The following is a 22,280-nucleotide window of genomic DNA, read 5'->3' as shown; positions in this document are numbered from 1 at the left end:
GGGGCCGTAGGCGGCCGGCAAAAGGTGGCTAATCGTTGTTGTGGTGCCGCAAGAGCATCTGTGAAAAAACAGCAGGTTCTTTTGCCGTGGAGTGTGCGTCCGAAGACGCCGCGAACCGTATCCATGGGCGACATGGCCGATTTGAATTACGACGCGCCAGCCCTTGTAGCACGGGGCTGGTCGCGATAAGCACGCCGATGTCGCAGGCAGGAATGTGCGACGCCTTCAGCTTGCGCATTATCGCAGCCATGAAAAGGGCCATTAGTCGGCCGCTGGAGATGAACATGTCCGATACATTCCTCAATCCGGTCACCACCCAGACCTGGGCCAATGGCCGCCACATCGTGCGTTGCGTCAAGGTCATCCAGGAGACCTGGGACGTGCGCACCTTCTGCTTCATGGCCGACCAGCCGATCATGTTCTTCTTCAAGCCTGGGCAGTTCGTCACCCTGGAACTGGAGATCGAAGGCAAGCCGGTGATGCGCTCCTACACCATCTCCAGTTCGCCGTCGGTGCCCTACAGCTTTTCGATCACCGTCAAGCGGGTGCCGGGCGGGCATGTGTCCAACTACCTGCACGACACCATGCACGAAGGCTTTGAAGTGCCTGTGCACGGCCCGGTGGGGCTGTTCAACGCCATCGACTTCCCGGCGGGCAAGGTGCTGTACCTCTCTGGCGGTGTCGGTATCACACCGGTGATGTCCATGGCCCGCTGGTTCTACGACACCAATGCCAATGTCGACATGGTGTTCGTGCACAGCGCCCGCTCCCCCAAAGACATCATCTACCACCGCGAACTGGAGCAGATGGCTTCCCGCATCCCCAACTTCAGCCTGCACATCATTTGCGAGAAGCACGGCCTGGGTGAGCCTTGGGCGGGTTATCGCGGCTATCTTAACCAACGGCTGATGGAACTGATCGCGCCCGATTACATGGAGCGCGAGGTGTTCTGCTGCGGCCCGACGCCCTACATGACTGCGGTCAAGCGCATGCTCGAGGCGGTCGGCTTCGACATGAAGAACTACCACGAGGAGTCGTTCGGCGCGACGCCGGCAGAGGCCAAGGCCGATGCCGTGGAGCATGCCGAGCAGGCGGCCGATGCGCCGGAAGTGGACGTGTCCGAGCTCAACCTGGTGGAGTTCATCGGCAGCGAGAAGAGCATCCGAGTCGTTCCTGGCGAGACCGTGCATGCGGCGGCGGCCAAGGTCGGGCTGATGATCCCCAAAGCTTGCGGCATGGGCATCTGCGGGACCTGCAAGGTGCTCAAGCTGGGTGGCGAGGTGGAGATGGAGCACAACGGCGGGATTACCGAGGAAGATGAAGCCGAGGGCTATATCCTGTCGTGCTGCAGCGTACCCAAAGGGGACGTGCGGATCGATTACTGATCCGCTAATGGCTGGGGCTGCCTTGCAGCCCAATCGCCGGCAAGCCGGCTCCCACAGGATGGACTGCCCCCAAGAGGTTGGACACCAATCCAATGTCCTGGGGCAGGCCATTTTTGGGAGCAATGGTTTTACCCGATTTCTAACGGCTGGCGCAGACCCTGTGGGAGCCGGCTTGCCGGCGATTGGGCCGCAAAGCGGCCCCGGTGCTCTCAGGTGCGAAAGCGTGCCACCAGCCCATTCAAATCCACAGCCAGGCGCGACAGCTCTGCGCTCGCTGCGCTGGTCTGATGTGCGCCGGTCGCGCTCTGCACCGACAAGTCATTGATGTTCACCAGGTTGCGGTCAACCTCTCGCGCCACCTGGGCTTGTTCTTCCGCCGCGCTGGCGATTACCAGGTTGCGTTCATTGATCTGCGCCACGGCCCCGGCAATGGTGTCCAGCGCCATACCGGCGCCCTTGGCGATGTTCAGCGTCGACTCGGCGCGTTCGGTGCTGGTGCGCATCGATTCGACCGCCTGTTCGGTGCCGCCTTGGATGCTGCCGATCATCCGTTCGATTTCGCTGGTCGACTGCTGGGTACGGTGTGCCAGCGCACGCACTTCATCCGCCACCACCGCAAACCCACGGCCCGCCTCGCCGGCACGCGCCGCTTCGATGGCCGCGTTGAGCGCCAGCAGGTTGGTCTGGTCGGCCAGGCCGCGGATCACATCCAGTACCTTGCCGATGTCGCGCGATTGTTCGGCCAAGTGAGTGATCAGTTTGGCGGTGGCCTGCACATCACCGCTCATCCGCTCGATGGCGCCTACGGTTTCCAGCACCAGGTCACGCCCGTCGCCGGTCGAGCGGCTGGCTTCGCTGGAGGCTTCTGAGGTGCTCACAGCGTTACGCGCCACTTCTTCGACGGCGCTGGTCATTTCGGTCACCGCCGTGGCGGCCTGCTCGATTTCATTGTTCTGCTGTTGCAGGCCACGCGCGCTCTCGTCGGTAACGGCGTTCAGCTCTTCGGCGGCCGACGCCAGCTGGGTAGCGGAGCCAGCGATCTGCTGCAGGGTGTCGCGCAATTTTTCCTGCATGCGCCCCATCGCGCGCAGCAGGCGCGCGGCCTCATCGGTGCCTTCGGCGCGGATGGTATGGGTCAGGTCACCGTCGGCAATCTGCTCGGCGGCCTTGAGGGCTTCGTCGATAGGTTTGACGATGCTGCGGGTCAGCAGCAACGCGCAGAGGAAGGTCAGCACGGCTGCGGCAACCAGCAGGCCGACTACCAGGACGAAGGCCGCTGAGTACTGGTTGGCGGCGGTTTCGTTGGTCGCGCGGGTCTGGTCGGTGTTGATCCGCACCAGGGTGTTCATGACTTTGTTGATTTGCTCGGAGTTGGCCAGCAGGTCGCGGTTGAGCAGGTCACGCAGTTCATCAGTGCGGTTGGCCTGGCTCAGGCTGCGCATGCGCGATTCCAGCTGACGGTACTGGTTGAGCAGTTCGGTGTACTGGTCGAAGGCGGCCTGTTCGTCTGCCGCGCTGATCAGTGGCAGGTAGGCCTGGCGAGCGCGGTCGATCTCGGCGTTGCGCTGGTCCAACAGGTTGAGGGTGTCGCGCTGTACTTCCGGTTCGCGGTTGAGCAGCATTCGGTAGGAGAGGGTGCGCAGGCGCAGGTTGAGCGAGGTCAGCTCGTCCAGGGTCTTGATACTGGGCACGCTGATGTTTTCGATGGCAAGGCCCGCCTGGCGGATGTTGCCCATCTGCATGAGCGAGAAGATACCAAGGCCGAGCATGAGCAAGCCGATCAAGGCGAACCCGAGCAAGGCGCGGGGGGCGATATTCATGTTGCGTAGGGACATGGCGGGACGAATCCAGGCAAAAGGAGTGGACGCGTTCCCTGCGACGAAATATGACTTGCCTGGCTATCGGTCGTGACCGGCCAGTCTTGAGTGTGAACGGCAAAAATTGTGAGCCTGCTATCCATTTACCTGACCGGCGGTTGACCCAAGTCGGAACAAGGCGCCCGATACCCTGTCAATCTGCGGGTTAGAAACCTTGAGATTCCGATATTTAATGGCGAGTGCTCACACTTTTCTTTATCGTGTGCGCCCTTTGCAACAACCCGAGATAGACCCCATGCTGGAAGCCTCCCTGAATCAACTCGAGCAACTGGTCAGCGACCTGATGCAGAAAAACGCTCAACTCACCGAGCAGAACACCACGCTTGGCCAGGAACTGGCCCAAGCCAAGGAAGAGAACGAAACCCTGCAACTGTCGTTGATGGAGCAGGAAGAAAAGCACGGTGCCACCGCTGCGCGCATCCAGGCGCTGGTTGAACGCGCCAGCGCAGGTGTCGTCGGCGCATGAGACTGCAAGCGCAGCCGGTCAATGTCGTGTCGATCCTCGGCAACGACTATTCGATCAAGGCGCCCGAAGGCCAGGAAGAAACCCTGGCGCAGGCGGTACGCATGCTCAACACCGCCCTTGCCGAAACCAAACGTTCGTACCCGACCCTGATCGGCGATAAGCTGCTGGTGCTGGCCGCCCTGAATCTGTGTTCCAAGCAGGTTGAACTGCAGAAGGAACATCAGCAGACACTGGAGCGTACACAGGCACAGATCGACGCCACGGTGGACGCGATCGTTCGGACCATCGCCGAACAGTAAAAGCACGCTGTCAGTACTGCGGGGACGGGTTTGCCTGCCCCCGCAGTGTCTTCAACCTTGTCGCAGGTCGCTGGTATTAATGGATACCTGAGTGTATACACTTTCCCCCAAACAATTATTCCTGGGGAGGAAGGGGCATGGGTATCTGGCGTCGAAGTATCCAGTGGCAATTGATCGCGAGCATGGGCGCGGCACTGCTGGCGAGCATCCTGGTGGTCGTGATCATTTTCACCGTAGCGCTCAACCGCCTCACCGATCGCTATCTGGTCGACACAGCCCTCCCGGCCAGCATCGAAGCCATCCGCAACGACATCGAGCGAATGCTCGGCAAGCCGCTGGTCGCCGCAGCCGACATCGCCGGCAACACGCTGCTGCGTGACTGGCTGGCCGCTGGTGAAGACGCCGGCGAAATGCCACGCTTTATCGAATACCTGCAGGCCGCAAAGCAGCGCAACCAGGCCTTCACCACGCTTTTCGCCTCGACCGAAACCGGCCACTACTACAACGAAAATGGCTTGGACCGCACCCTCAGCCGCGACAACCCCAAAGACACGTGGTTTTACGGCTACATCGACAGCGGCGCCGAGCGCCTGATCAATATCGATATCGACGGTTCCACGGGCGAGCTGGCGCTGTTCATCGATTACCGTGTGGAAAAGGACGGCAAGCTGGTCGGTGTGGCCGGCATGGGCCTGCGCATGACCGAGTTGTCACAACTGATCCATGACTTCAGCTTTGGCGAGCACGGCAAGGTGTTTCTGGTACGTAACGATGGCTTGATCCAGGTGCATCCGGACGCTGCCCTCAGCGGCAAGCGACAGCTCGCGCAGCAGCTCGATGAACAGGCGGCCAAGGCGGTGATCAGCGGTGAGCCGGGTTTGCGCACCAGCCGATTCCAGCGTGATGGTAAAGACTTTCTGGCCTTGGGCTTACCCCTGCGCGACCTGAACTGGACCTTGGTTGCCGAGGTGCCGGAGGCAGAGATCTATGCACAGATGCGTCAGGCCCTCTGGCTTACCACGTTGATCGGCGGGGGTGTGGCGCTGCTCTCGCTGTTGCTGGTGGTGGTGCTGGCGCGTGGCTTGGTACAGCCTGTGCGCCGAGTGACTGCCGCGTTGGTGCAGATTGGCAGTGGTGGCGGCGACCTCAGCCATCGTCTGGACGATTCGCGTCAGGACGAACTGGGCGAACTGGCCCGCGGATTCAACCGATTTCTCGACAGCCAGCGCGGCCTGATCGGCGAAGTGCTGCGCACCACCGAGCGTTTGCATCGTGCGGTCGAGCAGGTGACGCAGGTGGTGGACAACACGGCTGAACGTTCCGGGCGGCAGCAGGAAATGACCGAAATGGTCGCCACCGCCGTGCACGAGAGGGCTCACCGTGCAGGACATTGCCCGCAACGCCGGCGATGCTGCGCAAGCTTCGCAGTCAGCGCGTGAGGAAGCCTTGCAGGCGCGTGAGGTGGTACGCCGGTCGATCCAAGGTATCGAGGGCATGTCGGGTGACATCGGCAAGGCGGCGGATGCGGTGGCGCAACTGGCCGACGAAGTCGCCTCCATCGATGAAGTATTGGCGGTGATCCGCAGCATCTCCGAGCAGACCAACCTTTTGGCGCTCAATGCTGCCATCGAGGCGGCGCGGGCAGGGGAGATGGGGCGCGGCTTTGCCGTGGTGGCCGATGAGGTGCGGACGCTGGCGCGGCGTACCCAGGTGTCCACCGATGAAGTTCAGCAGATGATCCAGCGCCTCAAGCACGGCGCAGGTTCGGCGGTGACGTCGATGCAGGCGGGGCAGCAGGCGACGGGGAGTGGCGTGGCGTCGAGCCAGCGAACCGGGGCCTCGTTGGGGGCGATTACCGACCAGGTCGAGCACATCAGCGACATGAACCACCAGGTGGCCACGGCGACGGAAGAGCAGTCGGCGGTGACCGAGGAGATCAACCGCACGGTGCAGGGGATTTCTGACCTGGCCAGGCAGACCGCGGCGGAAGTGCAGGGGTGTCGGCAGGAGTGCCAGGCGTTGCGCGGGCTGGCCGATGACCTGGCCCGGCAGATGGGTGGGTTCAAGCTTTAAACACGCAGGCCAGGTTACGGTCCATCGTGACCAATGCCGCTCCCGGAGTGCCGGCGCCAATGGAAGCGGCGTTGCTACGGTGGGCGGCTAACCCAAAAGATGCTCATGCTGTGTCTTTGGTTTCAGTGATCCACCAAGACATGTTGTCCAGCACTTTATACTCGAACTGCTGTTCTTTGACCGAGTACTTGAGTTCGTCGCCGTCGCTGATGATTTCTAACTTATCGTCCTGCAATAAATTGACGAGCATGTATTTATCGGAAATGTCTTCAATTTCATAGCTTTCATCATGCGGTGTGATGAGATACACGATAGTTTCAGTGCTGTTTGCAGTGCGTTGCTCAATAGTTGCCTTGAGCGCATTTCTGGTTCTTTCACTGATTGAAACTTTTGCCTTTTGGGATTTATCCAGCGTGATTGCCACGCTCTCGTCGCCGTTGAGCCGTTCCTGCGAGATCTTGACCACGGTGCCTGAGGTTCCATGGTGGCTAAAGTAGTGCCCAGGCTTGAGAGCGCGGAAGTACTTGAGGTTCTCGGCTTCAATACCTGGCAATTCGTTATCGTTGATCAATATTTTAGTGGCCATGATACGTCCTCGGAAAACTCAGCCACTGAGGGTTGTGGCCCCGAAGAACATAAAAGCTCTGTGACGGGCTGCAAACTGGCAGAACTGTCAGGTGACATTCAGTGCAAGGCTGTTGTAAGCGTTGTTGAACAAGCGTTTTGGCGGGCCGTAAGGCCCGCCGAGCAATGACGTCAGGCGCCGATGACGCTATGGATATCCGCTGCCAGTGAGCGCACCCGTTCCTCTTCGGTATCCCATGAACACATGAACCGCGCCCCGCCGCTACCAATGAAGGTGTAGAAGCGCCAGCCTCTGGCGCGCAACGCTTCCAGCGCGGGCTCCGGCATCTGCAGGAACACCCCGTTAGCCTCAACCGGGAACATCAGCTCTACCCCCGGCAGGTCACTCACCAACGACGCCAGCAGCTGCGCGCAATGGTTGGCGTGGTTGCCATGGCGCAGCCAGGCGCCGTTTTCCAGCAGCCCCACCCAGGGTGCCGACAAAAAGCGCATTTTCGAGGCCAACTGCCCGGCCTGCTTGCAGCGGTAGTCGAAGTCCTCGGCCAGGTCGCGGTTGAAGAACAGGATCGCCTCACCGACCGCCATACCGTTCTTGGTGCCGCCAAAGCACAGCACATCCACGCCGGCCTTCCAGGTCAGCTCGGCCGGGCTGCAGCCAAGAAATGCGCAGGCATTGGTGAACCGCGCGCCGTCCATGTGCAGGTTCAGGCCCAGCTCTTTGCAGGTGGCGCTGATCGCCTTGAGCTCATCGGGGCGGTACACGGTACCGACTTCGGTAGCCTGGGTCAGGGTCACCACACGTGGCTTGGGGTAGTGAATGTCTTGGCGCTTGAGCGCTACTTCACGGATCGATTGCGGCGTCAGCTTGCCGTTGACGCTGGGCGCGGTGAGCAGCTTGGAGCCGTTGGAGAAAAACTCCGGCGCGCCACATTCATCGGTTTCTACGTGGGCGGTCTCGGAGCAGATCACGCTGTGGTAGCTCTGGCACAAAGAGGCCAGGGCCAGCGAATTGGCGGCGGTGCCGTTGAAGGCGAAAAACACTTCGCAGTCGGTTTCGAACAGCTCGCGGAAGTACTGGGCGGCGCGCTCGGTCCACTGGTCGTCGCCGTAGGCGCGGTCGTGGCCGATGTTGGCCTTTTCCATCGCTGCCCAGGCTTCGGGGCAGATACCGGAATAATTGTCGCTGGCGAATTGTTGGCTTTTGTCTGTCATGACACGGTCCTGTGAACGAAGCAGAACAGCACTCTAAACCATCGATTCAGCGGTTGCCTATACAAGCTCTGCACGGTTGCTGGTGTGGGGTTCGCATGCCGGCCGAATCGCCGGTAAGCGGTACCTGGCGGGGCTCCAGCGGCCTTGGCAGCAGTGGCGCAGTGAGTCTGATCAGGGCTGCTGCGCAGCCCATCGCCGGCAAGCCGGCTCCCACCAATACGGTGCCAGCCTCAAGAACTGCCGCAGGCCAGCCCCCGCAGATAAGACCCAGGCCTCGAACACTGCCGCAGTCCGGTGGGAGCCGGCAAGTCGGCTCCAACCAATACGGTGCCAGCCTCAAGCACTGCCGCAGGCCAGCCCCCGCAGATAAGACTCAGGCCTCGAAAACTGCCGCAGTCCGGTGGGTGCCGGCTTGCCGGCGATAGGGCCGGTGCGAGCAACAAAAAAGCGAATGTCGTAAACGCGCCATTGCAAGGCGTGCGCAGGCATCTGACCCTCCCCGGCCAGTCATACCATCGCCACAAAGGGCCACAGTGCCTTACAGACAAGAAACGATCGCTGCCGGGAGAACCACGATGTTCAGCAAGCAAGACCAGATCCAGGGTTACGACGACGCACTGCTGGCGGCGATGAATGCCGAAGAACAGCGCCAGGAAGATCACATCGAGCTGATCGCCTCGGAGAACTACACCAGCAAGCGCGTCATGCAGGCCCAAGGCAGCGGCCTGACCAACAAGTACGCCGAAGGCTACCCAGGCAAGCGCTACTACGGTGGCTGCGAGCACGTCGACAAGGTCGAGGCGCTGGCCATCGAGCGCGCCAAGCAGCTGTTCGGCGCCGACTACGCCAACGTTCAGCCGCACTCCGGCTCTTCGGCCAACAGTGCGGTTTACCTGGCCCTGCTGCAGGCCGGTGACACCATCCTTGGCATGAGCCTGGCCCACGGCGGCCACCTGACCCACGGCGCCAAAGTGTCGTCTTCGGGCAAGCTGTACAACGCCGTGCAGTACGGCATCGATACCAACACCGGCCTGATCGATTACGACGAGGTCGAGCGCCTGGCCGTCGAGCACAAGCCGAAGATGATCGTTGCCGGCTTCTCGGCATACTCCAAAACCCTCGATTTCCCACGCTTTCGCGCCATCGCCGACAAGGTCGGTGCACTGCTGTTCGTCGACATGGCCCACGTCGCCGGCCTGGTTGCCGCTGGCCTGTACCCGAACCCGATCCCATTCGCCGACGTGGTGACCACCACCACCCACAAGACCCTGCGCGGCCCACGTGGCGGCCTGATCCTGGCCAAGTCGAACGAAGAGATCGAGAAAAAGCTCAACGCCGCTGTGTTCCCTGGCGCCCAGGGCGGCCCGCTGATGCACGTCATCGCCGCCAAGGCTGTGTGCTTCAAGGAAGCTCAGGAGGCTGAGTTCAAGAGCTACCAGAAGCAGGTCATCGAGAACGCCCAGGCCATGGCCCAGGTATTCATCGACCGCGGCTACGACGTGGTCTCCGGCGGCACCGACAACCACCTGTTCCTGGTCAGCCTCATCCGCCAGGGCCTGACCGGCAAAGATGCCGACGCAGCCCTGGGCCGCGCGCACATCACCGTCAACAAGAACGCCGTGCCGAACGACCCGCAATCGCCGTTCGTCACTTCCGGCCTGCGCATCGGTACCCCGGCTGTCACCACCCGCGGCTTCAAGGTCGCCCAGTGTGTGGCCCTGGCCGGCTGGATCTGCGACATCCTCGACAACCTCGGTGACGCTGACGTCGAAGCCGATGTGGCGAAGAACGTCGCGGCCCTGTGCGCAGACTTCCCTGTTTACCGCTGAGTGGAGTAAACGACCATGCAACGCTACTCGGGCTTCGGCCTCTTCAAACACTCCCTCAGCCACCACGAGAACTGGCAGCGCATGTGGCGCACGCCGACCCCTAAAAAGGTCTACGACGTGGTCATCGTTGGCGGTGGCGGCCATGGCCTGGCCACGGCCTACTACCTGGCCAAGGAACATGGCATCACCAATGTCGCGGTGGTTGAGAAAGGTTACCTGGGCGGCGGCAACACCGCCCGTAACACCACCATCGTGCGTTCCAACTACCTGTGGGACGAGTCGGCGCAGCTGTACGAGCACGCCATGAAGCTGTGGGAGGGCCTGTCCCAGGACATCAACTACAACGTGATGTTCTCCCAGCGCGGCGTCTACAACCTGTGCCATACCCTGCAGGACATTCGTGACTCCGAGCGCCGCGTCAGCGCCAACCGCCTCAACGGCGTCGATGGCGAACTGCTGAACACCGCCCAGGTCGCGGCCGAAATCCCGTACCTGGACTGCTCGAAGAACACCCGTTACCCGATTCTCGGCGCTACCGTTCAGCGCCGTGGCGGCGTCGCCCGTCACGACGCGGTGGCCTGGGGCTATGCCCGTGCCGCCGACGCCCTGGGCGTGGACCTGATCCAGCAGACCGAAGTGATCGGTTTCCGCAAGGAAAACGGTGCAGTGATCGGTGTGGAAACCAACAAAGGCTTCATCGGCGCCAAGCGCGTCGGCGTGGTCACCGCCGGTAACTCCGGGCACATGGCCAAGCTGGCCGGCTTCCGCCTGCCGCTGGAATCGCACCCCCTGCAAGCACTGGTGTCCGAGCCGATCAAGCCGATCATCGATAGCGTGATCATGTCCAACGCCGTGCACGGCTACATCAGCCAGTCCGACAAGGGCGACCTGGTGATCGGCGCCGGTATCGACGGCTGGGTCGGCTACGGCCAGCGCGGTTCGTACCCGGTCATCGAGCACACCCTGCAGGCCATCGTCGAGATGTTCCCCAACCTCTCGCGCGTGCGCATGAACCGCCAGTGGGGCGGCATCGTCGACACCTCGCCGGACGCCTGCCCGATCATCTCCAAGACCCCGGTCAAGAACATGTTCTTCAACTGCGGCTGGGGCACCGGCGGCTTCAAGGCGACCCCGGGCTCGGGCAACGTCTTCGCCGCCAGCCTGGCCAAAGGCGAGATGCACCCGCTGGCTGCGCCGTTCTCCATGGACCGTTTCTACAACGGCGCACTGATCGACGAACACGGCGCCGCCGCCGTCGCCCACTAACCGGAGACACCGTCATGTTGCATATTTTCTGTCCCCACTGCGGCGAGCTGCGCTCCGAAGAAGAGTTCCACGCCTCTGGCCAGGCGCACATCGCCCGCCCGCTGGACCCTAACGCCTGCTCCGACGAAGAGTGGGGCACCTACATGTTCTTCCGCGACAACCCGCGCGGTATTCACCATGAGCTGTGGGACCACGTTGCCGGCTGCCGTCAGTACTTCAACGTCACCCGCGACACCGTGACCTACGAAATTCTGGAAACCTACAAGATCGGCGAGAAGCCGCAGGTGACCGCAGGCGGCAAGCAAAGCAACGCACCGTCGACCGTCAAAGGCCAAGGGGAAAAAGTATGAGCCAGACCTATCGCCTCGCCAGCGGCGGCCGTATCGACCGCAGCAAGGTCCTGAACTTCACCTTCAACGGCAAGACCTACCAGGGTTATGCCGGCGACAGCCTGGCCGCCGCGCTGCTGGCCAATGGCGTCGACATCGTTGGCCGCAGCTTCAAGTACTCGCGCCCACGCGGCATCATCGCCGCCGGCACCGAAGAGCCGAACGCCATCTTGCAGATCGGCTCCAGCGAAGCCACCCAGATCCCCAACGTGCGCGCTACCCAACAGGCGCTGTACGCAGGCCTTGTCGCCACCAGCACCAACGGCTGGCCGAACGTCAACAACGACGTCATGGGCATCCTCGGCAAGGTGGGCGGCAGCATGATGCCGCCTGGCTTCTACTACAAAACCTTCATGTACCCGAAATCGTTCTGGATGACGTACGAGAAGTACATCCGTAAGGCAGCAGGCCTTGGCCGTGCGCCGCTGCAGAACGACCCGGACAGCTACGACTACATGAACCAGCACTGCGACGTGCTGATCGTCGGCGCCGGCCCTGCAGGCCTGGCCGCTGCCCTGGCGGCTGCGCGCAGCGGTGCCCGGGTGATCCTGGCAGACGAACAGGAAGAGTTCGGCGGCAGCCTGCTCGACAGCCGCGAGACCCTCGACGGCAAACCGGCCGCTGACTGGGTAAACGCCGTGGTCAAAGAGCTGCAAAGCCTGCCGGACGTGACCCTGCTGCCACGCGCCACGGTCAACGGCTACCACGACCACAACTTCCTGACCATTCACGAGCGCCTCACCGACCACCTGGGTGACCGCGCCCCGATCGGCCAGGTTCGCCACCGCGTGCACCGTGTACGTGCCAAGCGCGTCGTACTGGCCGCCGGCGCCCACGAGCGCCCGCTGGTGTACGGTAACAACGACGTGCCGGGCAACATGCTGGCAGGTGCTGTCTCGACCTATGTGCGCCGTTATGGCGTGGCACCGGGCCGCAAGCTGGTGCTGTCGACCAACAACGATCATGCCTACCGCGCTGCGCTGGATTGGCATGACGCCGGCCTGCAGGTCGTCGCCATCGCCGACGCCCGCCACAATCCACGTGGTTCGCTGGTCGAGGAAGCCCGTGCCAAAGGCATCCGCATCCTCACTTCCAGTGCTGTGATCGAGGCCAAAGGCAGCAAGCACGTCACTGGCGCCCGCGTGGCGGCCATCGATGTGCAGGCACACAAGGTCACCAGCCCAGGCGAAACCCTCGACTGCGACCTGATCGCGACCTCCGGCGGCTACAGCCCTATCGTCCACCTGGCCTCGCACCTGGGCGGTCGCCCGGTATGGCGTGACGACATTCTTGGCTTCGTGCCCGGTGATGCGCCGCAGAAGCGCGTGTGCGTGGGTGGCATCCACGGTGTGTATGCGCTGGGCGATGTGATTGCCGATGGCTTCGAGGGGGGCGTGCGCGCAGCCACTGAGGCCGGCTTCAAGGCAACCACCGGCACGCTGCCAAAAACCGTTGCGCGCAAGGAAGAGGCCACCGTGGCGCTGTTCCAGGTGCCGCACGACAAAGGCAGCAAGGGGCCGAAGCAGTTCGTCGACCAGCAGAACGATGTGACCGCCGCCGGTATCGAGCTGGCCACCCGCGAAGGCTTCGAATCGGTCGAGCACGTCAAGCGCTATACCGCGCTGGGCTTCGGTACCGACCAGGGCAAACTGGGCAACATCAACGGCCTTGCCATCGCCGCCCGTTCGATCGGTATCACCATTCCGGAAATGGGCACCACCATGTTCCGCCCCAACTACACGCCGGTGACTTTCGGTGCGGTAGCGGGCCGTCACTGTGGCCACTTGTTCGAACCCGTGCGCTTCACTGCCCTGCATGCCTGGCACGTGAAGAACGGCGCCGAGTTCGAAGATGTCGGCCAATGGAAGCGCCCTTGGTACTTCCCCAAGGCGGGTGAAGACATCCACACCGCCGTGGCCCGTGAGTGCAAGGCCGTGCGCGACAGCGTGGGCCTGCTGGACGCCTCGACCCTGGGCAAGATCGATATCCAGGGCCCGGATGCCCGCGAGTTCCTCAACCGCATCTACAGCAACGCCTGGACCAAGCTCGACGTGGGCAAGGCCCGTTATGGCCTGATGTGCAAAGAAGACGGCATGGTCTTCGACGACGGCGTGACCGCCTGTGTCGGCGACAACCACTTCTACATGACCACCACGACCGGCGGTGCCGCACGCGTGCTGCAGTGGCTGGAGCTGTACCACCAGACCGAATGGCCAGAGATGAAGGTGTATTTCACCTCGGTCACCGACCACTGGGCCACGCTGACCCTGTCTGGCCCCAACAGCCGCAAGCTGCTCAGCGAGCTGACCGACGACATCGACCTGGACAAGGACGCCTTCCCGTTCATGACCTGGAAGGAAGGCACTGTCGGCGGCGTGCCGGCCCGTGTGTTCCGGATTTCGTTCACCGGTGAGCTGTCGTACGAAGTCAACGTGCAGGCCAACTACGCCATGGGCGTACTGGAAAAAGTCATCGAGGCCGGCAAGAAGTACAACCTGACCCCGTACGGCACCGAAACCATGCACGTACTGCGTGCCGAGAAGGGCTTCATCATCGTTGGCCAGGACACCGATGGTTCGATGACCCCGGACGACCTCAACATGAGCTGGTGCGTGGGCCGTAACAAGCCGTTCTCGTGGATCGGCCTGCGTGGCATGAACCGCGAGGACTGCGTGCGGGAAAACCGCAAGCAGCTGGTGGGCCTCAAGCCTGTGGACCCGACCAAGTGGCTGCCCGAAGGCGCCCAGTTGGTGTTCGATCCGAAGCAGCCGATCCCGATGGACATGGTCGGCCACGTCACCTCCAGCTACGCGGCCAACTCCCTGGGGTATTCGTTTGCCATGGGTGTGGTCAAAGGCGGCTTGAAACGCATGGGCGAGCGCGTTTATTCGCCGCAAGCCGATGGCAGCGTGATCGAGGCAGAAATCGTGTCTTCGGTGTTCTTCGATCCGAAGGGTGAGCGGCAGAACGTTTGACTCCAGGCCCTGTGTCGAGCCGGCTGGCCCAATCGCCGGCAAGCCGGCTCCCACAGGTGCGATGCAGTCCTGAAGGTAGGTGCGGTCCCTGTGGGAGCCGGCTTGCCGGCGATGAGGCCGGCAAATACGCCCTGCAAGCTGCTTCGTATCGACGACCAAGAATTCAAGGCAGGTAAGAAATGAGCGCTATCAACGTCTTCCAGCAAAACCCCGGCGCCGACGCCAAGGCGCAGTCGCCGCTGCACCACGCCGACCTGGCCAGCCTGGTTGGCAAAGGCCGCAAGAACGCAGGCGTGACCCTGCGTGAAAAGAAATTCCTCGGCCACCTGACCCTGCGCGGTAACGGCCACGACCCGGAATTCGCCGCCGGCGTGCACAAGGCCCTGGGCCTGGAGCTGCCAGTGGCCCTGACCGTAGTCGCCAACAGTGAAATGTCGCTGCAGTGGCTCGGCCCCGATGAGTGGTTGCTGATCGTCCCAGGTGGCCAGGAGTTCGCCGTCGAGCAAAAGCTGCGCGCAGCCCTCGAGGGCCAGCACATCCAGGTGGTCAACGTCAGCGGCGGGCAAAGCCTGCTGGAGCTGCGCGGCCCGCACGTGCGCGAAGTGCTGATGAAGTCCACCAGCTATGATGTTCACCCCAACAACTTCCCGGTGGGCAAAGCGGTGGGTACCGTGTTCGCCAAGTCGCAACTGGTGATCCGCCGCACGGCCGAGGACACCTGGGAACTGGTGATTCGCCGCAGCTTTGCCGATTACTGGTGGCTGTGGCTGCAGGACGCTTCTGCCGAGTACGGCCTGAGCATCGAAGCCTAAGGAGAGCAACATGAGTCGGGCACCGGATACCTGGATTCTCACCGCCGACTGCCCGAGCATGCTCGGCACCGTCGACGTGGTGACGCGTTACCTCTTCGAGCAGCGCTGCTACGTGACGGAGCACCATTCGTTCGATGACCGGCAGTCGGGGCGCTTCTTCATTCGCGTCGAGTTCCGCCAGCCGGACGGTTTTGACGAGGTCGGTTTCCGTGCCGGCCTTGCCGAGCGGGGTGATGCGTTTGGCATGGTGTTTGAACTGACCGCACCGAATCACCGCCCCAAGGTGGTCATCATGGTGTCCAAGGCCGACCATTGCCTGAACGATCTGCTTTACCGCCAGCGCATCGGCCAACTGGGCATGGACGTGGTCGCGGTGGTGTCCAACCACCCCGACCTCGAGCCACTGGCACACTGGCACAAGATTCCCTATTACCACTTCGCACTGGACCCCAGCGACAAGGCCGGGCAAGAGCGCAAGGTATTGCAGGTGATCGAAGAGAACGGGGCCGAGCTGGTTATCCTTGCCCGTTACATGCAGGTGCTGTCGCCTGAACTGTGCCGGCGCCTGGATGGTTGGGCGATCAATATCCACCATTCGCTGTTGCCGGGGTTCAAGGGCGCCAAGCCTTATCACCAGGCGTACAACAAGGGTGTGAAGATGGTGGGTGCCACGGCGCATTACATCAACAACGACCTGGATGAAGGGCCGATCATCGCCCAGGGGGTCGAGGTGGTGGACCATAGCCACTACCCCGAGGACCTGATTGCCAAGGGGCGTGACATCGAATGCCTGACGCTGGCGCGGGCGGTCGGGTATCACATCGAGCGGCGGGTGTTCCTCAACGCCAATCGGACTGTCGTTTTGTAGAGGCCTTTCGGGCCTCATCGCCGGCAAGCCGGCTCCCACCTGGATTGCGCCGGCTTCAAGGAATTGGGCAACACGGTTGCTTCCCCAGGTAAAGCGCAGGCCTGAAGAACTGCGCGGTCGAGGTGGGAGCCGGCTTGCCGGCGATGGGCTGCGCAGCAGCCCCCATAGCGGAGCTGTAATAACCCCAGCGCGCTCGACGGGACCCGCGAGCATCTGGGTCCGCTTTGCGGCCCATCGCCGGCAAGCCCGGCTCCCACCTGGATTGCGCCGGCTTCAAGGAATTGGGCAACACGGTTGCTTCCCCAGGTAAAGCGCAGGCCTGAAGAACTGCGCGGTCGAGGTGGGAGCCGGCTTGCCGGCGATTGGCCCCACCCCGTTCGGCCTGCCGTAAAAAGGCATTCCCCTGTCGCTTTCAGTCAGTGTCTCGCGCCCCATCAAGCCCACAATTCTCTGCATTCCAGTAACACATGTCGCCCATGGACGGCGGCGCTTCAACCAACGCTGCATAAATACAAATCAAGCGAGGTAAGAGCATGTCTGGCAATCGTGGAGTGGTGTACCTGGGCGCTGGCAAGGTCGAGGTGCAGAAGATCGACTACCCGAAGATGCAGGACCCGCGCGGCAAGAAGATCGAGCACGGCGTCATCCTCAAGGTGGTCTCCACCAACATCTGCGGCTCCGACCAGCACATGGTCCGCGGCCGCACCACTGCCCAGGTCGGCCTGGTCCTGGGCCACGAAATCACCGGTGAAATCGTCGAGATGGGGCGTGATGTCGAACGCCTGAAAATCGGCGACCTGGTATCGGTGCCGTTCAACGTCGCCTGCGGCCGCTGCCGCTCGTGCAAAGAGATGCACACCGGTGTCTGCCTCACCGTCAACCCGGCCCGCGCCGGCGGTGCCTACGGCTACGTCGACATGGGCGACTGGACCGGCGGCCAGGCGGAATACGTGCTGGTCCCGTACGCCGACTTCAACCTGCTGAAGCTGCCGGATCGCGACAAGGCCATGGAGAAGATCCGTGACCTGACCTGCCTGTCCGACATTCTGCCCACCGGCTATCACGGTGCCGTGACGGCTGGCGTAGGCCCAGGCAGCACCGTTTACGTGGCCGGTGCCGGCCCGGTCGGCCTGGCCGCCGCTGCCTCGGCGCGTCTGCTCGGCGCTGCCTGCGTCATTGTCGGTGACCTGAACCCGGCCCGCCTGGCGCATGCCAAGGCGCAAGGCTTCGAAGTGGTCGACCTGTCCAAGGACACCCCGCTGCACGAGCAGATCGTCGACATCCTCGGCGAGCCTGAAGTGGACTGCGCCGTCGACGCCGTTGGCTTCGAGGCACGTGGCCACGGCCACGAAGGCGCCAAGCACGAAGCCCCAGCCACGGTGCTGAACTCGCTGATGCAGGTCACCCGCGTTGCCGGCAACATCGGTATTCCGGGCCTGTATGTGACCGAAGACCCGGGCGCGGTCGATGCCGCCGCCAAGATCGGTGCGCTGAGCATCCGCTTCGGCCTGGGCTGGGCAAAATCACACAGCTTCCACACCGGCCAGACCCCAACCATGAAGTACAACCGTCAATTGATGCAGGCGATCATGTGGGACCGCATCAATATCGCCGAGGTGGTAGGCGTGCAGGTGATCAACCTGGATCAGGCGCCGGAAGGCTATGGCGAGTTCGACGCAGGTGTGCCGAAGAAGTTTGTGATCGACCCGCACAAGATGTGGGGCGCGGCGTGATCGCGTGAAGTAACAAAGAGCCCCTTAATATGAGGGGCTCTTTTATGGCTGCTCGCTTGCCTCTTGCACAACCAGGACAGAGCCTTTGTCATCGGTGGCCAGCAAGCCGCTGGTGTGGGTTCCTTCCGTATTCACCTCTGCCAACGGTTGTTCCGCATTACGGAAGATGGCGCGATGCTGGTCGCCTTGCTTCACGGTGATGAGCATGTCGCCCTGGTAGAAGTAAAGCGAACGCTTCGGTGCTTTGCTCATGGTTCAAGTCCCTGTCGAGCTGGATGAAGAGGCTTTGCTCAAAGCCCATTCTGACCAGCCGCAGGAATTTTGATACTGGCAAAAATAACAGTTTTCGAAGCTCACGCAGGCTGTGTGGGAGCCGGCTTGCCGGCGATGAGGCCAGCACAAGGCTCAGCGCATCATACCCAGCTCGGCATCATCCATCAGCGCCTTGGCCAGCGCGCTCAGATAATGTGAAGCCCACAGCAACTGCGGCTTGTTTTCCATCAGGCCGTCTATGGTCAAATCTCGTACATAGCCCAGTAGTTCCGATGCCTGTTCGCGTGCGCTCTGGCAGGGGATGCCCGGCGCAATGCAGAACAGCGGGTGGGTCTGGCCTTCGCCCTGGTAGAAAAAAGTCTTGCCTACGGTGGTCTTGGTGTCTTCGCTGGTCATATTTCAATCTCCCTGAAGGTTCTCGACTGCCAGGCCCTGCGCAATCCTTGTAGAAGCGGATTTATCCGCGAAGGGCCAGCCCAGCCGATACAAGCCTCAGTGCAGCGTTCGCGGCTCCGCCGGCAGCTGCACTTGGACCAACGCCGTTTCAAGCAGCACCCGCAGCGTTTCGAGTTCATGCATCGTGGCCATCATCAATATCGAAACCGGCGACTTGGGCTGCAGCAGAAGCGCCTGATGCGCGACGGTGTGGGCGCACAGTGCGTAGTCCGTGGCCTGGATGAGGGTATCTTCGAGGGAAAGGGAGGTGTGGGGTGGATCGGGGACAATCTTAAGCATGATGGAACACCTTGAATGAGGGCCATCACCATCTGCTGTCAAACAATTGGTGGCAGCTGTACATGGGTTGACAGACCGGTAGGTGAACCAAAACCCGGCGCACACGAAGTGCCCCATGCACAGCTGCCATAAGAGCGAGCCATGTGATTCATACCAAGGCGGCCTGTCAAAGCCGGTCGCTGATTTCGCAGCGACCGCCCGAGACTAGTGCCGAGCCCAGATCATCGCAATGGCTCAAGCGGCTTGGGACTGTAATTCAGAAACGTCCTACACGTAAGCGGAAAAAACTGAAACCCAGTCGAAACTCGGGCTGGGTTTCTTATGCTCGGCCTAGTTAACGCATAGTAGGATCTCGCCAAGCAAACATGCTGCCCTCTGGGTACAGGAGGCAAAGCCATGTGGTTGACGAAGGCAGTCTGTCCAGGCCAGCTGCTGAGCATGTATGTGCTTGCGTTTCTAGTAAGGAGGCCTAATGGTTCTCATGTCATAAGCGTTAGGGATTTCCAGATCCATTCCGTCGCGGACCAAGTGGAGCAACTCTGAAGTAAACCTCACCCTCAGTTTCGGACTGTACAGATTTTGCACGGTCATACGCTGAATAACGTGTGTATAGCGGCTGGTGATCTTTCTGTTGAGTCCTTCAGCTATCTGATGGTGGCGGTTTTCCAGCGAAATAAAGCGTTTGGTAGCAGTGGCTGCAGTCGCCTCACTGGAAGCACTCATAATGGCAAGCTTGGCACCGTCTAATTCCGATTTTGATATTCTGAACACATATTGATTAGCGGAATAATTCATTTCCTGTAGGCTTGCTTTACTAAAGTGCTTGGGCGCTAACGTTGTGGGGTGCGTCGGCAACTTGAGTTCCGGGCCACGCCTAGGTAATTGGATTTTTGGAGCTTTTGCTGGGTACAGGAAGGAGGCGTGCCCCGTCGGATCGATTTGATTCACGGGGTCGCCTGAACAATAGGCGTAGCTGTTTATTCCCCCATCGCCAAACGGGCTCAAGCTGTCAGCGCTGTAAAAGCGAAGCAGGCTGGGGTTGAAGGCTCTGTAGCCAGAGCCCAGAATATAAAGTGACGTATGCGCTAGTAGGTGCTCGCCATTGAAACCAAGCGCAGTTCGTGCTCGCTGGGCCGTGGCAGAAAACCCGTAGGCGGTATAAACATGTTTTTCGCCTCTGTTCATACAATTGTATCTCCATCAGGCGGAGCGCTTTGTCGCTCCGATTATTCTGGCTTCCCTGAGTATCTCGATGCCTATCGCATGTAGCTACTGGCAAAAATGACAGGTGTTCGCTACTGATCATGGCTGCCAGAGCGTCCCGACAAGCAGCTTGGAACAATAGCTTGAAACGCCAGTCAAACCCCTCGTTTCCCAGGCCATCCCGGCCTACGAGGTCCCTCCCGATGAAAGCATTCACCCTGGCAACCCTGATGACCCTGGCCGCAAGCCCGGTGTTCGCCTTCAACCTCAGCGATGCCGCCAATGCCGTCTCGGCCATGCAAAACCAGAATCAGCAAGCCCAGGTGCAGGCGCCTGAGGCGCAGGCCAATCTGCTCAATACCCTGGGCAGCGAACTGAACATCACCCCGGAGCAGGCTGTGGGCGGCGCAGGGGCGATGCTGGGGCTGGCGCGCAACAACCTCAGTAGCGACGACTACGGCCAGTTGACCAAGGCCGTGCCGGGGCTCGACCTGCTTTCCGGTGCCAATGCCCTCGGTGGCCTCAGTGGCCTGGGTGAACTGCTGGGCAACAACAGCGAAAACCAGTCGGCCCTGAGCCAGGCACTGGGCAACGACGTGGAAAATCGCACGGACCTGGATGCAGCGTTCAAGGCGCTAGGGATGGATACCGGCATGATCGGCCAGTTCGCTCCGCTGATCCTCCAGTACCTGGGCCAGCAGGGCATTGCCGGATCGCTGCTGCAGAACCTTGGTAGCCTGTGGACTACACCGGCGCCACTGGTACAACAGCCGTCTGTCTAAGGTAGAAGCCGATTCGCAGAGTAGGCTAGGGCTTGGGTGCAACAGCACCAGGGATTGCCAGTGTCGGCGCCGACAGAGTGCTACACAGTCGATGCCTGTGTGCCGAAGAGGCTCTTGATCGGCCCGCGCAAGTTGCGGGGCGCCGCTTGACGTATTGATGCTGCAAAGAGCCCCTCAGCGGGAAGGGCTTTTGTGTGGCTGTTCGGCTGGCCGTCCACGATGAAAATAAAGCCTCCGTCACCGGTGGCCAGCGGGCCACCATCTTGCGCCTGGTCTTTGCTGAGCTTTGCCAGCGGCTGGTGCCCAGTGCGGAAGATGGTGCAATGCTGATCGCTCTTTTTTTCAGTGATCAGATGATTTCCCTAGAGTTCTAAAAGGGTCTGGGTTGGAGGACATTCAAATCCGAAGGATCTTCGCCCCGTAAAAATTTAGGTTTTGGTATCGGATCATGCCTAGGGCTGTAGTAGGGACTTCCACGAACGGCGTCGACAATCTCCACGAAATAGGGCTTTGTACGCCTTAACATAGGACTGGGTGATCGGCTTTCAGGCGGAGTCGAGTCCCTGGACGTATGCCGGCTCTCGGCCTGGCTGGATTGTATCGGATCGATAGTAAATGTAGGGGCCGCGCTTCCATTCGCTGAAGCCAGTGTAGATTCGCTTGCGGAACGCGTTGTTGGCAGGCTGGACGCGTGCCCACGGTGTGATCGAAGCTCGGGGCCTACCCTGCTTTCGTGCGCTGAGGCAGTATGCGTTTGCGCTTGCCCGAGTAAAGGGAGTGTCGGTCGGCGGGGTAAAGGGAGTGCCGCTTGGGGGGGTGGGTTCGGAATATGGGGGAGCGAGCGAGATCTCCGGAGCATTCCTAACGGGGTTCTTCCACTGGGATCCACGTTGTTCACTGGGTCACCCTCGCAATAGCAATACGCATTCAGCCCACCACGTCCAAATGGGCTCAAACTGTCGGGTGAGTTAAAGCGCATCCTCTCAGGGCTATAGGATCGATAGCCATTCCCCAATGGGTAGTCGCAGCGTAATGAGATATACGCTTCTCCATTGAACCCTAGCAATGTCAATTGCGATGGCAGTCTCGGGTCATGGCCGTAGGCGGTGTAGAGGTGAGGTTCAGCGTGGCCAATTTGTTGGACCTGTAACACGGTGCCGTTATCTTCAACTGCCAGTAAGCAAGGGCCTTGGCCATCCGATTGTTGCTCGGCGAGTGGGATGGCGTACGCGCGGAGAATTGTGCGGTGCCTGTCGCCTAGCATGATCATGATGGGCCTTTCGGCGCTATAGAAGTATAACGAGCGAGTTGATGCTTTAAGCATGACTCATGTCCCTGCGGCGCTGAGTGAGAGGGGTTGCCAAGGGTCCATTCTGAGCAGACGCAGAGATATTTAAAACTGATAGGAATACTAGTTCTACAGCCCGCCGCGAAACCTGTGGGAGCCGGCTTGCCGGCGATGAGGTCGGCACGACCGACGCAAAGCGCCAGATAATGTCAGGCCCAAAGCAACCGCGG

General features: G+C 61.2%; 20 protein-coding genes and 2 pseudogenes. 13 read left to right on the top strand and 9 right to left on the bottom strand.

Annotated features, from left to right (window positions below; all coding sequences use genetic code 11):
- The first annotated feature begins 284 nt into the window (after positions 1–284).
- A complete protein-coding gene (gbcB, locus tag OSW16_RS25295) occupies positions 285–1,385 on the top strand; it encodes a glycine-betaine demethylase subunit GbcB (RefSeq protein ID WP_267819346.1) in 1,101 nt (366 codons plus the stop codon).
- Between the two features lie 209 nt (positions 1,386–1,594).
- Here the strand turns inward: gbcB and OSW16_RS27265 are convergent, their stop codons facing one another.
- Together OSW16_RS27265 and OSW16_RS27260 are read right to left on the bottom strand one after the other, a co-directional pair.
- Positions 1,595–2,299, bottom strand: a complete 705-nt coding sequence (locus tag OSW16_RS27265; RefSeq protein WP_418942216.1) for a methyl-accepting chemotaxis protein — start codon at positions 2,297–2,299, stop codon at positions 1,595–1,597.
- A gap of 198 nt (positions 2,300–2,497) precedes the next feature.
- Positions 2,498–3,154, bottom strand: a pseudogene (locus OSW16_RS27260) (MCP four helix bundle domain-containing protein); the annotation flags it as partial.
- Positions 3,155–3,497: 343 nt separating this feature from the next.
- On the opposite strand from OSW16_RS27260, the gene OSW16_RS25285 reads away from it, so the two are divergent.
- The 3 genes and pseudogenes from OSW16_RS25285 (at position 3,498) to OSW16_RS25275 (ending at position 6,100) form a co-directional block, all read left to right on the top strand.
- Positions 3,498–3,728, top strand: a complete 231-nt coding sequence (locus tag OSW16_RS25285) for a hypothetical protein (RefSeq protein WP_012316647.1) — start codon at positions 3,498–3,500, stop codon at positions 3,726–3,728.
- Positions 3,725–4,027 carry a cell division protein ZapA gene (locus OSW16_RS25280; RefSeq protein ID WP_012316646.1) on the top strand — a complete coding sequence of 101 codons (303 nt, stop codon included), beginning with the start codon at positions 3,725–3,727 and terminating at the stop codon, positions 4,025–4,027. The genes OSW16_RS25285 and OSW16_RS25280 overlap by 4 nt, the downstream gene beginning before the upstream one ends.
- Before the next feature lie 182 nt (positions 4,028–4,209).
- Positions 4,210–6,100: pseudogene (locus OSW16_RS25275) on the top strand (methyl-accepting chemotaxis protein).
- A 103-nt stretch (positions 6,101–6,203) separates the two neighbouring features.
- Here OSW16_RS25275 and OSW16_RS25270 read toward each other — a convergent pair.
- Positions 6,204–6,686 (bottom strand): hypothetical protein, encoded by a 483-nt coding sequence (locus OSW16_RS25270; RefSeq protein ID WP_267819342.1) that lies wholly within the window; start codon positions 6,684–6,686, stop codon positions 6,204–6,206.
- Between the two features lie 170 nt (positions 6,687–6,856).
- The gene (locus tag OSW16_RS25265) at positions 6,857–7,897 is read right to left on the bottom strand and encodes a low specificity L-threonine aldolase (RefSeq protein WP_267819340.1); all 1,041 of its coding nucleotides are present in this window, start codon (positions 7,895–7,897) and stop codon (positions 6,857–6,859) included.
- 575 nt (positions 7,898–8,472) lie between these two features.
- Here OSW16_RS25265 and OSW16_RS25260 point away from each other — a divergent pair.
- From OSW16_RS25260 to fdhA, 7 genes are all read left to right on the top strand, one after another.
- On the top strand, positions 8,473–9,726 hold the full coding sequence (locus tag OSW16_RS25260; RefSeq protein ID WP_241805617.1) for a serine hydroxymethyltransferase: 1,254 nt from the start codon (positions 8,473–8,475) through the stop codon (positions 9,724–9,726).
- A gap of 15 nt (positions 9,727–9,741) precedes the next feature.
- Entirely contained in the window at positions 9,742–10,992 is a 1,251-nt protein-coding gene (locus OSW16_RS25255; RefSeq protein WP_241805618.1) for a sarcosine oxidase subunit beta family protein, read from the top strand.
- Positions 10,993–11,006: 14 nt separating this feature from the next.
- Positions 11,007–11,342, top strand: coding sequence for a sarcosine oxidase subunit delta (locus tag OSW16_RS25250; protein WP_241805619.1), 336 nt, complete (start codon positions 11,007–11,009; stop codon positions 11,340–11,342).
- Complete coding sequence (locus OSW16_RS25245; protein ID WP_267819337.1) at positions 11,339–14,356, top strand: sarcosine oxidase subunit alpha; 3,018 nt, start codon at positions 11,339–11,341, stop codon at positions 14,354–14,356. The genes OSW16_RS25250 and OSW16_RS25245 overlap by 4 nt, the downstream gene beginning before the upstream one ends.
- Before the next feature lie 179 nt (positions 14,357–14,535).
- Positions 14,536–15,168, top strand: coding sequence for a sarcosine oxidase subunit gamma (locus OSW16_RS25240; protein WP_267819335.1), 633 nt, complete (start codon positions 14,536–14,538; stop codon positions 15,166–15,168).
- Positions 15,169–15,178: 10 nt separating this feature from the next.
- A complete protein-coding gene (gene purU / locus OSW16_RS25235; RefSeq protein ID WP_241805625.1) occupies positions 15,179–16,036 on the top strand; it encodes a formyltetrahydrofolate deformylase in 858 nt (285 codons plus the stop codon).
- Between the two features lie 533 nt (positions 16,037–16,569).
- Positions 16,570–17,769, top strand: coding sequence for a formaldehyde dehydrogenase, glutathione-independent (gene fdhA / locus OSW16_RS25230; RefSeq protein ID WP_241805626.1), 1,200 nt, complete (start codon positions 16,570–16,572; stop codon positions 17,767–17,769).
- A gap of 42 nt (positions 17,770–17,811) precedes the next feature.
- On the opposite strand, the gene OSW16_RS25225 is transcribed toward fdhA, so the two are convergent.
- From OSW16_RS25225 to OSW16_RS27255, 4 genes are all read right to left on the bottom strand, one after another.
- A complete protein-coding gene (locus tag OSW16_RS25225) occupies positions 17,812–18,021 on the bottom strand; it encodes a hypothetical protein (protein WP_241805628.1) in 210 nt (69 codons plus the stop codon).
- 153 nt (positions 18,022–18,174) lie between these two features.
- On the bottom strand, positions 18,175–18,438 hold the full coding sequence (locus OSW16_RS25220; RefSeq protein WP_267819330.1) for a DUF3077 domain-containing protein: 264 nt from the start codon (positions 18,436–18,438) through the stop codon (positions 18,175–18,177).
- A gap of 96 nt (positions 18,439–18,534) precedes the next feature.
- Complete coding sequence (locus OSW16_RS25215; protein ID WP_267819328.1) at positions 18,535–18,777, bottom strand: hypothetical protein; 243 nt, start codon at positions 18,775–18,777, stop codon at positions 18,535–18,537.
- Positions 18,778–19,233: 456 nt separating this feature from the next.
- Positions 19,234–19,962, bottom strand: a complete 729-nt coding sequence (locus OSW16_RS27255) for an RHS repeat-associated core domain-containing protein (RefSeq protein WP_372490369.1) — start codon at positions 19,960–19,962, stop codon at positions 19,234–19,236.
- 221 nt (positions 19,963–20,183) lie between these two features.
- On the opposite strand from OSW16_RS27255, the gene OSW16_RS25205 reads away from it, so the two are divergent.
- Together OSW16_RS25205 and OSW16_RS25200 are read left to right on the top strand one after the other, a co-directional pair.
- Entirely contained in the window at positions 20,184–20,762 is a 579-nt protein-coding gene (locus tag OSW16_RS25205) for a DUF2780 domain-containing protein (protein WP_267819326.1), read from the top strand.
- Between the two features lie 194 nt (positions 20,763–20,956).
- Positions 20,957–21,136 (top strand): hypothetical protein, encoded by a 180-nt coding sequence (locus OSW16_RS25200; RefSeq protein WP_267819325.1) that lies wholly within the window; start codon positions 20,957–20,959, stop codon positions 21,134–21,136.
- Here OSW16_RS25200 and OSW16_RS25195 read toward each other — a convergent pair.
- Entirely contained in the window at positions 21,133–22,026 is an 894-nt protein-coding gene (locus tag OSW16_RS25195; RefSeq protein ID WP_267824120.1) for an RHS repeat-associated core domain-containing protein, read from the bottom strand. The genes OSW16_RS25200 and OSW16_RS25195 overlap by 4 nt on opposite strands.
- Between the last annotated feature and the right edge of the window lie 254 nt (positions 22,027–22,280).

The sequence above is a fragment of the Pseudomonas putida genome (assembly GCF_026625125.1).
Taxonomy (GTDB): domain Bacteria; phylum Pseudomonadota; class Gammaproteobacteria; order Pseudomonadales; family Pseudomonadaceae; genus Aquipseudomonas; species Aquipseudomonas putida_X.
Note: the sequence above shows the minus strand (reverse complement) of the source record. Positions and strands in the feature narration are given on the sequence as shown.

Bases quoted from the DNA above. Each gene is read 5' to 3' on its own strand.
- fdhA (WP_241805626.1), top strand. From the start codon at position 16,570: ATGTCTGGCAATCGTGGAGTGGTGTACCTGGGCGCTGGCAAGGTCGAG.
- OSW16_RS27265 (WP_418942216.1), bottom strand. From the start codon at position 2,299: ATGACCAGCGCCGTCGAAGAAGTGGCGCGTAACGCTGTGAGCACCTCA.
- OSW16_RS25195 (WP_267824120.1), bottom strand. From the start codon at position 22,026: ATGCTAGGCGACAGGCACCGCACAATTCTCCGCGCGTACGCCATCCCA.
- OSW16_RS25260 (WP_241805617.1), top strand. From the start codon at position 8,473: ATGTTCAGCAAGCAAGACCAGATCCAGGGTTACGACGACGCACTGCTG.
- OSW16_RS25220 (WP_267819330.1), bottom strand. From the start codon at position 18,438: ATGACCAGCGAAGACACCAAGACCACCGTAGGCAAGACTTTTTTCTAC.
- OSW16_RS25270 (WP_267819342.1), bottom strand. From the start codon at position 6,686: ATGGCCACTAAAATATTGATCAACGATAACGAATTGCCAGGTATTGAA.
- OSW16_RS25285 (WP_012316647.1), top strand. From the start codon at position 3,498: ATGCTGGAAGCCTCCCTGAATCAACTCGAGCAACTGGTCAGCGACCTG.
- purU (WP_241805625.1), top strand. From the start codon at position 15,179: ATGAGTCGGGCACCGGATACCTGGATTCTCACCGCCGACTGCCCGAGC.
- OSW16_RS25250 (WP_241805619.1), top strand. From the start codon at position 11,007: ATGTTGCATATTTTCTGTCCCCACTGCGGCGAGCTGCGCTCCGAAGAA.
- OSW16_RS25205 (WP_267819326.1), top strand. From the start codon at position 20,184: ATGAAAGCATTCACCCTGGCAACCCTGATGACCCTGGCCGCAAGCCCG.
- OSW16_RS25280 (WP_012316646.1), top strand. From the start codon at position 3,725: ATGAGACTGCAAGCGCAGCCGGTCAATGTCGTGTCGATCCTCGGCAAC.
- OSW16_RS25240 (WP_267819335.1), top strand. From the start codon at position 14,536: ATGAGCGCTATCAACGTCTTCCAGCAAAACCCCGGCGCCGACGCCAAG.
- OSW16_RS25255 (WP_241805618.1), top strand. From the start codon at position 9,742: ATGCAACGCTACTCGGGCTTCGGCCTCTTCAAACACTCCCTCAGCCAC.
- OSW16_RS25225 (WP_241805628.1), bottom strand. From the start codon at position 18,021: ATGAGCAAAGCACCGAAGCGTTCGCTTTACTTCTACCAGGGCGACATG.
- OSW16_RS27255 (WP_372490369.1), bottom strand. From the start codon at position 19,962: ATGAACAGAGGCGAAAAACATGTTTATACCGCCTACGGGTTTTCTGCC.
- gbcB (WP_267819346.1), top strand. From the start codon at position 285: ATGTCCGATACATTCCTCAATCCGGTCACCACCCAGACCTGGGCCAAT.
- OSW16_RS25265 (WP_267819340.1), bottom strand. From the start codon at position 7,897: ATGACAGACAAAAGCCAACAATTCGCCAGCGACAATTATTCCGGTATC.
- OSW16_RS25215 (WP_267819328.1), bottom strand. From the start codon at position 18,777: ATGCTTAAGATTGTCCCCGATCCACCCCACACCTCCCTTTCCCTCGAA.
- OSW16_RS25245 (WP_267819337.1), top strand. From the start codon at position 11,339: ATGAGCCAGACCTATCGCCTCGCCAGCGGCGGCCGTATCGACCGCAGC.